The sequence below is a fragment of the Stenotrophomonas sp. HMWF023 genome (assembly GCF_003060985.1).
Lineage (GTDB): Bacteria > Pseudomonadota > Gammaproteobacteria > Xanthomonadales > Xanthomonadaceae > Stenotrophomonas > Stenotrophomonas lactitubi.
Window position 1 is genome coordinate 1 of record NZ_QAIJ01000137.1, and the last position, 12,358, is coordinate 12,358.

Below are 12,358 nucleotides of genomic sequence, written 5' to 3' on the forward strand. Positions count from 1 at the left end.
CACTGCGCGGCCTGATAACTGGAAGGCCAACTGGGAAGGCACGGAGCGCGGCAACACCGGGCTGGATGTGGACCACGGCTCGTTCAACGATGTGTGCGACGCCGTTGCCACCAAGCCGGAGAAGTATGCGGAGATCGTGCCGGGCCTGCTCCTGATCTTCGGCCTGCTGGGTACCTTTGTGGGCCTGGGCATTGCCTTGGACAGTGCCTCTTCCATCCTGAGCAATGCCAACGCCCAGAACGCACTTGATGGCGGGATGAACGACCTGCTGGAAATGATGGGGGGCTTAGGTACCAAGTTCAGGACCTCCACCTGGGGCATCCTCGGTTTCCTGCTGGTGAAGCTTGTACTGGCGGCCCTGGGGCGGGAGACCCAGCGCCAGCAGTGGGTGATCGCCCGCATGAAGCTGGAGATGGACAAGGCCAGGCAGGCGGGCGAGTACCTGGAAGAGCAGCGCAGCCAGCGCATGCGGGATGCGTTGGCCGAAGTGGCCGTGAACATGGATGGCTCTCTGGACCAGAGGCTGCAGCAGGACCGTGGCCTGCGCCTGGCACATCAGGACGGCACGGCCGAAATGATGCAGCAGGCCGTGCTGGCCCTGGGCCAGCAGTTCATGGCTGCACTGGAGCAGGATCGCAGCCTGCGGCTGCAGGCTGACCGTGCTGCCGCCGAGCAGCTGCGGGTGCTGCTTGGCGATGCGTTCGCGCAGCTGCAGCAACGCATGCAGGACGATCAGGCCGCGCAACGCGGTGTGGCCGAGCAGGCTGCACAGGCACTGGAGGCGCTGCTCGCCATGCAGGAGCAGGGCAACGAGATCGCACTGGATACCCAGCAGGTGCTGGTGGCGTTCACCGCCTCTCAGGAGGCCTTCAGCGGCTCGATCCAGCGCAGCGCCGACACCATGTCGGCCGCAGCTTCGAACATGAACGGTGCTGCCGAGCACGTGTCTGGTGTCATCGCTGCATTCGACGTCGGTGTACGCAACACGCTGGGAACAATCAAGGAGGAGTTGGGAGGCACCATCGAACGCATGGATACCTCGCTGCGGGACAGCGTCAGCGCCATGGCCAGCAATCTGGGGACGATCGCGACTGGCTTGAGCAGCTCAATCGAGATGTTCACGACGGAGTCAAAGCAGACCTTGGGCCAGGTTTCGAGGAGCATCGAAACGTCTTCGCACAGGCAGCAGGAGGGTCTCGAATCGCTCAAGCTCGTCACTGATGCGGCCCAGGAGAGCATCGTGAAGTCGACGAACTACATCAAGGCCAACAGCATCAAGATCAAGACCGGGCTCAAGGCGGTTTCAACTGCTGCCCGAAGCGCGGCTGAGGTGGGTGGCCAGTTGAAAGTTGCGCATGCCAGTCTGGAACTGGTCGGAGAGACTCTGCACAAGGTTCAGGCCGCGATGCAGCGCGATGGCAATGAAGGCCAACAGCTGCGCGAGGTGGTGTCCCAAGGCACCAAGCGCCTGGTAGATGCGCACCAAGGTACCTATGACCTTCTGAGGCGCCAGGCCGACAATCTGGAAGCGTTCCATGCGGAACTCCGTCGTCTGGTCCAACCCAGGGTGGAGGATGAGGCGGAGCTGGCCGGATGAAGGATAAGCCCAACGAATGGGTGGCCATCTCCGACCTGATGGCCGGCGTGCTGGCGGTGGTGATGCTGATGCTGGCCGTGGTCGTCCTGCAGCGGCAGTTCGCCGAGGCCCAGCACCAGCGGGACCTGGCCGCGTTGGATGCGGCCACCGGCAACCCGGTGGCCGAGCTGCTGCAGCAGGTGCAGGGAACCTTGGGTACACAGGGGGCAGGGCATTTGATCAGTGTTGACGTTGCCAGCCGACGCATCACTCTGCGTGACGGTGTATTCGCGCAGGGAAGTGCCTGTGTAACACCTGCCGCCGGTGCAGCCATGCAGGCGGTGGAAGCACAGGTGGGAAACTTCCTGCGCGACCACCCTGCGGGGCGGATCTTCGTGGAAGGCTATACCGACGACGCACCAGTAAAGCGTCCTGTCACCGACTTCGCGCGTTTCTGCACCGTCTACGACGACAACTTCACGCTTTCGGCCGCGCGCGCCCGCGAGGCGCGCAAGACCCTGCTGGGGACACTGGACGCCACCTCTGCCCGGCGGATCGTGGTGGCCGGTTATGGCGACTCGCGACCGTTGGCCGAGGTGCCACCATCTGATCCGCGCAATCGCAGGGTGGAAGTGTTCTTCACCCTGGACGGCAGCCGCAGCTGAGCCATGTCGCAGCTCTCAGCGCTTGCCTGCCCGCAGCCAGGCTTCGGGCAGGCCTTCAAACAGGCTGTCCAGCGTGGTGGCCGGGCGGCACGCCACCGGTGCCGACTGACAGTGGGGGCAGTGGGTGAAATGGGTGAAGCCCTTGATGCGCACGTCTCCGCAAGGTGGGGTGGTGCGTTCCCAGCTGCAATGGCTGCAGCTGTAGGTCCAGTGCTGCGTGCGGCTCCACATGGCAGCCGCACTCACTCTTCTTCAGCGTTGCTGTGCTGCTCGCTCATCCATGAAGAACTTCCAGCATGGAGCGAAACTGCGAACGGCGAAAACCATGCCGCTCGAAGCGCGCTGCGTCATGCCGTGGATCAGGTGACGGGCTTGGGGCTTGGAGCCTTCGACCTTGTGATCATCGATGAGGCGCACAAGAGCCGGAACGAGGAGAGCCTGCTTTCCACTCTGCTGGACGATGTTCTAATGCGCAGCAGTTCTGCACGCTGCCTTGCAATGAGTGCAACGCCGGTTGAGCTGGACGCATCGCAGTGGGAGCAGAGCCTGCGGCGTATAGGTGTCGCCAAGCCGCCGGTGGATGCAATCAAAAAGTACGTTGCCAGTGTGGATGACTTGCGCCGTGCGCCGCTGAATGAGGGGCACGAGCAGGCCTACCTGGCAGCAGCGGCGGCTTACCGCAATGCGCTGGATCCCTATCTGCTGCGTCGGGACAAGCGTGAGGATCCTACGGTGCAGCAGTTTTCAAAGCATGCAACGCCAGCTGGGCAGGATTATCGTGAAGTCCGTCCAATCAAGGTGAGGATGGATCCGTCCACGATGTCCGAGCCTTGGATGCGTGCGGTGTGTGCGGCTGAGGCGCTGTCGTTCACCTCAACGCGCGTGCTGGACAATCGCGCCAAGCGGCACCGGCTGACTGTGGGGAACGGCCACGGCATCAGTGGGTTGATCGACGCGGTAAAGGAGGAAACCCCGTTGCAGCCGGACGTCAGCTCCTCGGTGCTGGATGATGCGGCGGCCTTCAGCAAGCGCAAGGCACGTGCCGAGTGGTGGCACAGGGCAATGCAACGTGCCGTGCGCGAAGCCGCGCCGGGAAATGGAGCGCCCTACACCCACCCCGCGTTGCTGGCAGCGGTGGACGCCGTCGAGAGCGTTGCCGCGAATGAAAAGGTGCTCGTGTTCGGCCACTACCGTGCGCCGATGAACGCTCTTCAACACCTTCTCAACGCACGGGCGATGCTGCGCGCTCTGGACGAAGGAAAAGTGTGGCCGCAGAGTGGCCTCCATAGTGATGATGACCGTGCGGCACTGCAGGTGGCGCATCGGCAGCTTTTCCAGCGCGAGGTCGACCTGGAGGCGATCGAACAGAAGCTGCAGGCCGGTTACCGTGAGCTCGAGAACAGTCGGCAACGTTTCCGTACCGGCTTGCTGCGCAAATTGAAGGTCGGCTTCACCTCCCTGGATCCGCTGCTTGGGGCGCGCTTTGCCGTGCCGCTGCAGATGCTCGAGGATGAGCGCCAATCCCGCAGTGGTGCCTCATCCGTAGTCGGCGCACTGGCAGTGGTGGCGCGTGCTTTGGCCGATCATCTGGAGGGTGAAGCCGAAGACCCGACGCCAGTGCAGCTGGCCACTGCATTCGTTGAGCTTATGCAGGCGGCTGCCAACCTGGATCCCTTGACCGATGATGCTGACGGGGAGGTTGACGATGGGTCCCGCGGCGAGAATACGTGGAGTGCAACACTTGAGCGGCTTAGGCAGGACTACTCGCATCAGCAAGGCGGGTTCGCGCGTCAACTGAATGGCGACACTGCGCCAGGCACCCGCCGCTTGCTGCAGCTGGCATTCAACCGGGCCAATGCGAATCCCAGGGTTTTGATCGCCCAGTCGCAGGTGGGACGTGAGGGGCTTAACCTGCATCTGGCGTGCCGTACCGTGGTGTTGCTGCACCTGGAATGGAACCCGGCCGTAGTGGAGCAGCAGATTGGACGGGTGGACCGGATGGGCAGCCTGTGGCAGCAGTTGCTGGAGAGAGCGATTGAATGTCCCGAGGATCCCGTGCCGATGCCGCGCATCCAGGTGCGTCCGGTGGTATTTGAAGGTACCTATGACGAGCGGCAGTGGCGAGTGCTCCAGTATCGCTGGCAGACACTGCGATCGCAGTTGCATGGCGAGATTCTGCCGGAGTGCGATGCCGCGGATGTGATTGGCGTGCAGCTGCGCAATCGCGTTGCCGAGGCCGCGCCATGCTTCTCACCAGCACAGTCACGTAGGTAGTTTGTGAAAGGACGCGCGCTGGCGGCGCGTCCCTCCTTTCCATTCTGCCAGCATCGGAAATCTGCATCCCGTTGGAGCGCAAGGTCTTCAGCGTGGTGCTGGATGCGGCCAACAAGAGCATCTATACCGGCAACCCGCTGGCCGACCCTGTGGCGGATTGGCGCCTGAGCGATGGATTGGAATGAAGAACCGCTGCTGAGGTTCTCAGCGCCAGCTGATCGTGACCTCCATCTGAACCCGGCGATCATCCCATGCTGGCCGCGCGCACCTGGATGTCCTGCTGTGCTCGCTCGTCCTGCAGTTGCTGCTCCTGCTGATTGGCCAGTACGCGCTGCTGCGCTTCCTTGCTGACCGAATCAAACTGCAGCAGTGATTCCTCCACCGGTGTCTGCGCGGCCTCCGCCGTTGGCATGGATGCGCGCAGATGGGCGGGATCGTTCGCCTCGCCCTGCACCACGAAGAGGTTATGGCCCGCGGGGTGCGCTGCCGTCGCGTTGCTCACGAGCACATGATCGACGTGGGACAGATCATTGTCCTTGGCTAGAACCAGCAGGCTGGCCGTGATTCTCTCGCTCGTCGCATCGAAGCTTCGGCCATGTTTGGCGTCCAGCTCCTCCACGCCGTCGCGGATCTGCTGATAGAGCGCGTGATCGGGATGGCCGGGCTGCATTGGGTTGCTCTCCGCCAGAGCGGTGGGCTGCGGGTGTGCATGTTCTGCGAGGTTGCGTTTCTCACCTGAGGGCGAGGAGGGGAGCACCGCCTGATGGGTAGCGTCTCCGCCAACCTCAGCAGTTCTGGGGCCTGCAGCATTCGGCTCCGGATTGTCGCGGGCCGGTGGCGACGATACTTGGAGATCCAACGGGACTTCCTGCGCGGTCCTTGGCGCCTGCTCGTTCTCAAAAGGTCGCGGCAGTGGCTTCTCTGCTTCGGCCTGAGCTGTAGCGGCGGCAGCCTGTACCGGCAGTGCGTCGGTAAGCATCTGCGGCTCAACACGGGCCTGATGCGCGGGAGGCTCAGCCTTGGGCTCTTGCATCTGAACTGGCTGGGCTGAGCCTGCAATGGCCGCAGCAATTACCCCCGGGGTACTCTGGCTCTGTCGCGCCTGCTCTACATTCGGTTCATGATGCGAGGCACTTTGAGGGCCCGCTGCTTGTGCAGTCGGTGCCGATTCCTCTTTCCGAGCGTCCTGCTGGGCAGCATCCTCTGCGCGCTGCGCCGAATCGGCTTGCCGTTCAGAGCGACTCTCTACTCGCTGCTCACTCTCACGCGACGGAGGTGTGTGCTCTGGCTCAACAATCGTCGCCGAGGGCGCCGTGATGACAGGAGCGGGCGCCGGAGTTGGCTCGCGAGCGGGTTCAATGGCAGCGCCGGGTGCCGTACCTCGTTGGAGGTCACTGTCGACCTTCAGTACCTCAACCGGGTCAACGTGCACCCCTCGCGCCTCCAGCACTGCCACCGACGCTGCTTGCTGCGCATCCACCGCCGCGCTGCCCTGGCGATTGGCCTCCTGCAGGGCTTGCCGGTGTGCGTCCTGCTCCTTTGCCGTCAACGCAGCAATGCGTAGCTCGGGCACGTCGGGCGTCGTCGCATGATCTGCAGGTGCAGCGCCTTGGGCGGCCAGTGAAGCTTCGGGCCGAAACTGCGATTGAGCCCGCGAAATGTCTTCAATGGTGGTGGTGCCGGTGAGCACCATCCGGTTGCCGCCCGCGTCACCAAAAGTGGCGATAGCACTTTCTGCGCTGGGCGCGTGGGTACGTGGGTCTGGCATCAGTTCCAGAACCACGTCGCCTGTTCTGCCTTGCAGGTTCAGCGTCTGCTCCACGGCGACGGCTGTAGCTGCAAGCTGCTGCTCGGTGCGCTCGATGCCATGCCGCGCGTACAGCGCATCCACTTGGCCGCGAATACCCTCGGGTGCAACCTGCGCGGTGTCTTTGAGCTGCTTGGCGATGTCGTGCAGCCCGGCGATACCGTCATTCTGGCTTTGCCAGGTGATCTCCAACTCGTCGCTCAGGTTTCGGTTGGCGGTGCTGTCAAAGATCACGCCTTTGCTGACCCATTGGCCGTCCGCCTGCCGTGTATAGGCATTGCCATTGCTTGCCTTCAACGTGTCGGCGCTGGCTTGCGCGTCTTGAATGGCACGGGGAATGGATGGATTGTTCGCGTCGCCGAAGTCGCCCCATCGGCCCTGCTCGTGAGCAACCATGTAGCGCCCAGCCATCGCGGCTTTGGTGTTTGCTGCGTTCTGGGCGATGACCGTGCGTGATTGCTCATCCAGCGACTGAGCCTGCTCTGCCGAGACCGGCAGGTGGCGGCTGTTGGGCACACGCCCATCCACCATTTCCTTGATTTCCAGTTCCCATTGCCCCGAGCTGACATCGCGTACGAAGGTGCGATCGGTTTCGAAGGCGCCTCGCGCGGGCTCGGCCAAACCATTCGCGCTCAGTCGGTAGGGATTCTGTGGTGGTGGCGGATTCGACAGGCCCAGCTCATAGGAGGCTCGGGCCGCCTGCCAGTTCAACTGGCGCTCTAATGTGCCGGTGGCCACGTAGGTGGTGCGGAAGGTAACGTCGTCGCCCTGCGCAGTGTGCACAGGGCGGACTTCGACACCGGTGCCAAGGTCGCTGCTCTGGACCTGCTGCTGTTCGCCTTCGCGCAACCAGCGCCCGTCGGGATCGGCGGGGGAACGTGTCCACGTGCGCCCCATCGGGTCATCCTGCGAATAGACGTGTTCGATGTCTTTCTGCGCGGCCCAACGTTCACCGAGGTACGCGCCCAGAACGCCTCCACCGATACCGGTTGCAATGGCGCCAGGGCCCGTCCAGGAGCCCGAAACAAGGCCGACACCCGCGCCGCCAAGAAAACCGCCCACTGCGCCACCGACGTTGCGGCCCACGAAATGTGCAGCGGTGGAATCTGCTCCTGCTGCATTACCCTGCGAGTTCAGCTCAATCCACTTGTGCCCAGAAGTGGCGAAGTCGTGCGCAAGCAGAGCGACACCCGCAACACCGGCAACCTTGATGGCGGGGTTGATTCCGGCGTGTACGCCATGCGGTGCGATGTCGGCTAATGCTTCGGCAACACTCGCCGCCCGGGGTGGGCCGCGTGGAGCACCCGGCAGCAGGGGCGCGTGCGATGGTGGTTCGGGCAGGTCAGCGAACAGGCGTGGCCCTGTGGCCAGGTTGGCATGCGCTGCGACCCAATTCGCACGCGTGGTCGACATCTCGCTCAGGTTCAACGCGCTGTAATCGTGCAGCGGCCGATCGAAGAGTGTCTTGCTGACAGCGTCATAGCCATCGATGGGTTTGAGATGCAGACGCACCTGCGCGACGTCGACGGGTTGTGCGCTGTGGGTGCTGGCATGCTGCGCGAGGGTTCGCTCAAGCGACTGGTACTCGGCGGCAGACTGGCTTGCGAAGGCCAGTGGCTCGGGGCCGAATGCGCTTATCGGGTAGCCGTTGATGCGGACGGTGGGGTGGTCGAGCGCGCTAGCTAGTTCAAATCTGTCGAAGCCACGTCCGGGCTTGGCCCCATCGACGAACGCTACCAGGGGTTTTCCTGTTGCGATGGCATTTTCGAAGAACTTCGGGCTACCGGCGTTCCACATCATGTCTTGGAGCGCGCCAACGCCGTTGCCCATCGGCTTGAAGCCTCGGGCATCCATGAATGCCTGGAATTTGTCGGCAATCGCGTGGAAATCCGGGTGGCCTTCAGGTTTGTTGACTATCTCTTCAATGTACTTTCCCCACGGCGTATCCCCGATGATGCCTGTCCTTCCCTGCAGACTCTTACCGTACTCCGTTGCATTGAAATAGTTGCCATTGTCGAAGCTGTCCGTACCCGAGAACGCTACATAGTCAATGCTGGACGGAAGTTCAGCGGGGAAGCTGCGTAGCTTTGAGTTGACGAAGTCTTCGTAGCTCGTTATTCCGTCGGGCCCGGAGCCTGGGGATTTCAGGTGCTTGATCACCTCCGCCTTCTGCTGGTCGGTGAGTGGTGCTCCACTGGCCGCATCTGTGGCAGGCGTCAAGGTCGTCAGTGCGAATTCTTCAAATGAGAACTGGGGCATATCACCCTGCCTCGGCCCGCTTCTGGGGAACAAACAAGCTGCCTAGTACCACTTCCTCGTCCCGTAGCTGCATGCTGTCTGCTGGCACAGGGATGCCAAGTTGAAGCAATGAATCAGTCCGAGCTACTGCGATGTAGCGAATGCTCTCGAAAATGCTGGGTTGATTGGAGAATACATTCACCAGTCCTTGCGCGACAGCACGAATGAATGCAGAAATCTCATCGGAGTTTCCTATTTCCTCTTTGAAATCGATGATCGATTTCAGTGCTTTACTGGTGCTAAGGTCCAGCGTGTAAATCCGCTCGCGGCCGTTCTCGTCAACTGTAAGCGCTTCGGTTCCAAAGACGCCAAGCGATGCTACCCGCTCACCGTCACGACGGAAAGTATATTGATACTCAGTGACTTCGCGTCCATCGGACAGAGTGGCAGGTAGAGCCCGCGGAAAAGAAATTCTCACCGCGCTGGATGCATCGAGCGCAGAGTTGGAGTCGGGCCTAAATTCAATGGGCATCGTCTTTTCCTAGGCTTGGTACCGATCGGTGCTGATGATGAATGTCGCGTGCCTTCGCAATGCTAGTTTCCGTCCGTAGGCGCTGTAACTGCGGAGGTTCCAGAATAGCGTTATGCGCCGTATACCGACTCCGGCCGGAACCGCTGCGAGGAAGCGGAGCAAGCGTCGCGTCCGTGGCCGAGGTCTGTACTCGCCAAGACTTTCCTGGCCAAACACGACAGAACGCATTGTTCGCGCTGTCCCGTTCGGTGGGCTCATCCTTCTTACATTGCGGCACGGGGCCTGGCGAAGATGGGTTCATCAGCAATTCCATTGCTCTGTAGCTAACGAATATACGACTCCTCCCCGTCGCACTCCACATCCTTGCCCCTACGCGCCACCGGAGTGCACGCTGGTTCACACATTCAGCAAACCACCGCCACCCCGGCCCGGGCTCTCCACCTGCCCGCGAACCCACCTATGCGATCATCCGGCCAGGACCGCAGTACCCAACAAGGCTGAGCAGGCATGGAGCAAGCAACACGCTACACGGTAACCCTCTTTCTGGCCGCGCCCGGCACCCCGCTGAACAGCGGCGGCAGCTCACCGCGCGGCCACATGTATTTCCAGACCGCCGCAGGTGAGGAAGCGCACAGCTACGGCTTCGCACCGCCGCGCCTGCCGCCCGGTGAGGCTGCTGCCGGTGTGCAGTACGCCGAAGTCGTGCAAGACGACGCCGACGAGCACCGCGACCCGTACTACAGCCGCACCTTGGAAATCAGCGAGGAGCACTACGGCTGCCTGCGCGATTTTGCTGAGGAGCCGGCCGAGTTCGAGTTCGATGTCGATCGACCCGCCACCATCAATCGCTGCAGCGATTTCGTCTGGGCCGCGCTGCACTATGCCGGCCTGCATTCGCAGCCGGCACCGCTGGACGGTGGTAGCGACCTGGGCGAGTTCGCGGTGTTGTTCAACTTGCCGGAAATCCAATGTATTGCGGCGCCATTCCCGGCCAGCGAGCTGAATGGCGAACAGCACTACCCGATGCCCGAACATGAGGCCGAGCTGCACCGCGAAGGCGGTCGACCGAGCCACGAACCGCCGCCCAGCCCGATGGAAGTGGCGGGCACGCTGCTGGATCCCTCGCACCCGGACCATCGACTGTTCGCGCAGCTGATCCAGAAGGTGGCCGAATTGGACGCCGCCCACGGGCGCACCTTCGACGACACCAGCCAGCGCATCAGCGCCAGCCTGCTGGTGCTGGCCAAGCAGAACAACCTGTCCCGCGTGGACCACGTGCTGCTCAGCCGGCCGACGAAGAGCAGCCACGAGGCGGAGAGCATCTTCATCGTGCAGGGTGACCGTGACGACCCGGGTCACCGACGCGCGAGCATCGCTACCGAGGTTGCGGCGCAGACCGATGTGGCTGATTCGCTGCGGTTGAAGGAGCAGTGATGCGGGCAGTGCGTGCGGTTGTTGCGTTTGCTGCGCTTGCGTTGTTGGTGGGCTGCGGCAGCGCCTCGCCGCCAGCTGAAGTGCCGAAGCTGTTGACCCGGGCCGAGGCTGATGCACGCACTGTGGTGCCGTTCACTCGAGGCGTGCGACTGGACAAGGCGGGGGGCATCGTCGACGTGACATTTGATTTGCCGCCTGCGGTACCTCCCGCGATTCCCAGTTTGAAGATCGGGTTCCGCCTGCAGGCTCAAGACGTCAAGCCGCTGCTCGCCGATGCAGAGCGGATAAGGGACGTCGGTGTCCCCGCGCGCGTTCGCCTGGAGCGCCTGGAGGGTGACCACGCTACATCGGTGCGGCTGATGACCACGGCCCCGGGAGGCCGCAGCATGGAGCCTCTTCCGCCTGACGGCCACGTCGGCAAGTTGGTTCAGGGGAAAGTTGAAAGCGGGATGCTGATCGAGGCTGGACTGTACTCGCAGGATGTTTCCTACCACATGCTGCAACTGGCCGATGCGGGCCTGCTGGATGCCGGCAGATACCATTTGACCGTGGACCTGCTGGAGGATCGACCCCAGCTCAATGACATATCGGCCGAGCTTATTGTCGGCTTCCAACTACTGGGAAAATGAGAGATGCAGAAGGGCACTGCAGAGCGTTTCACCGTCACGATCCATGTGGCTGCTCCGGGAACGCCTCGCTGGGGCGAAAGGGATTCCGTGCCAGTACGGCTCGGGAACTCGTCCGTGGGGCACATGTTCCTGACGATCGATGATGGCAGCGGACGCGATCCGAAAAGCTACGGCTATACGCGCGCGCCCACGCCAACCAACCCGGACGCAGGTGAAGTTGATACCTACGACAATCTGGTCTACAGGAATCCGCGCTACGAGCGCACGATCGAGATCAGCAGGGAGCAGTACGACAAGATCATGGAGTTCACCGAAGCCCCGGAAAAGCATGGCTTCGACAAGAACAATTACAACCTGGTCACCAATGCCTGCACCGATTTCGCCTGGGGTGCGTTGAACCACGCGGGTCTGCGCCCGGTAGGGCTGGCCGGTGAGATCAGGAGCTACGAAGGCTCGATCAAGGTGCTGGACAACATCCCCGCGATCAACGCTATCCCACAGCAGGTCAAGGACAGCGAGCTGGACAAGGTGAAGTGGAATGACATGCCGGCGCAGACCTTCGGCCAGTGGTGGATTTCGCAGAATGGCGAGCGGGCGCAGGATGCCCATCCATTGAGCGGAACCCCCGCCGATCCATCCCACGCCGATCACTCCCGCCTCAACCAGATCCACCAGCAGGTGGCCGACCTCGGTGCCTTCGGCGCCCAGAACGGCAACGTCAGCGCCAGCCTTCTCGCGCTCTCCAAAGAGCAGCAGTTCGCCCGCGTGGACGACGTGCTGCTCGGGGACCGCCGTGGCGATGCAGCACCCAATCTCTTCATCGTGCAGGGCGACCGCAACGACCCGGCGCACCAGCGCGCCAGCCTGCCGGCTGACGTCGCGGCGCAGACGCCGGTAGCTGCCTCCTTCGAGCGCATCGAGCAGCTGGCGCAGGCACAGCCGCAGCGGGATGCCCAGCGGCAACAGGAAGAGCAGCAGCTGGCCCAGGCGCACGCCCCGCGCATGGGGTAGGCGCTCCGTGCAGGATCACGCGTCCGCCATGCATCCGCAGGCGGACGCCACGGGCCCCACCTGCTACCATTCCCCCGCTACCCAGCCAGCCCCACCCCGCGCAGACAGATGCAGGGCCGGGCCGTCGAAGAACGGCCCCGCGAGCCAGGACACCCTCCGTGCCCATTGAAGGACGCTCGCATGATCCGCAAT

General features: G+C 62.8%; 8 protein-coding genes. 6 read left to right on the top strand and 2 right to left on the bottom strand.

Annotation, left to right across the window (positions count from 1 at the left end):
- From DBR20_RS22075 to DBR20_RS07320, 3 genes are all read left to right on the top strand, one after another.
- Positions 1-1,597, top strand: a 1,597-nt coding sequence (locus DBR20_RS22075; protein ID WP_108265715.1) for a hypothetical protein, incomplete at its 5' end; no start/stop codon positions are given.
- Positions 1,594-2,241 (top strand): OmpA family protein, encoded by a 648-nt coding sequence (locus DBR20_RS07315; RefSeq protein ID WP_108265716.1) that lies wholly within the window; start codon positions 1,594-1,596, stop codon positions 2,239-2,241. The genes DBR20_RS22075 and DBR20_RS07315, both read left to right, overlap by 4 nt.
- A gap of 129 nt (positions 2,242-2,370) precedes the next feature.
- Positions 2,371-4,515, top strand: a complete 2,145-nt coding sequence (locus tag DBR20_RS07320; RefSeq protein ID WP_181393042.1) for a C-terminal helicase domain-containing protein — start codon at positions 2,371-2,373, stop codon at positions 4,513-4,515.
- 244 nt (positions 4,516-4,759) lie between these two features.
- Here DBR20_RS07320 and DBR20_RS07325 read toward each other — a convergent pair whose 3' ends face one another.
- Both DBR20_RS07325 and DBR20_RS07330 read right to left on the bottom strand, forming a co-directional pair.
- Entirely contained in the window at positions 4,760-8,581 is a 3,822-nt protein-coding gene (locus DBR20_RS07325; RefSeq protein ID WP_108265718.1) for an XVIPCD domain-containing protein, read from the bottom strand.
- A 1-nt stretch (position 8,582) separates the two neighbouring features.
- Entirely contained in the window at positions 8,583-9,092 is a 510-nt protein-coding gene (locus DBR20_RS07330; protein WP_108265719.1) for a hypothetical protein, read from the bottom strand.
- Between the two features lie 507 nt (positions 9,093-9,599).
- On the opposite strand from DBR20_RS07330, the gene DBR20_RS07335 reads away from it, so the two are divergent.
- The 3 genes from DBR20_RS07335 to DBR20_RS07345 all read left to right on the top strand — a co-directional run bounded on the left by DBR20_RS07335 (position 9,600) and on the right by DBR20_RS07345 (position 12,166).
- Entirely contained in the window at positions 9,600-10,526 is a 927-nt protein-coding gene (locus tag DBR20_RS07335) for an XVIPCD domain-containing protein (RefSeq protein ID WP_108265720.1), read from the top strand.
- Positions 10,526-11,155, top strand: a complete 630-nt coding sequence (locus DBR20_RS07340; protein ID WP_108265721.1) for a hypothetical protein — start codon at positions 10,526-10,528, stop codon at positions 11,153-11,155. The genes DBR20_RS07335 and DBR20_RS07340 overlap by 1 nt, the downstream gene beginning before the upstream one ends.
- Before the next feature lie 123 nt (positions 11,156-11,278).
- Positions 11,279-12,166 carry an XVIPCD domain-containing protein gene (locus tag DBR20_RS07345; RefSeq protein ID WP_229980143.1) on the top strand — a complete coding sequence of 296 codons (888 nt, stop codon included), beginning with the start codon at positions 11,279-11,281 and terminating at the stop codon, positions 12,164-12,166.
- Positions 12,167-12,358 lie beyond the last annotated feature (192 nt).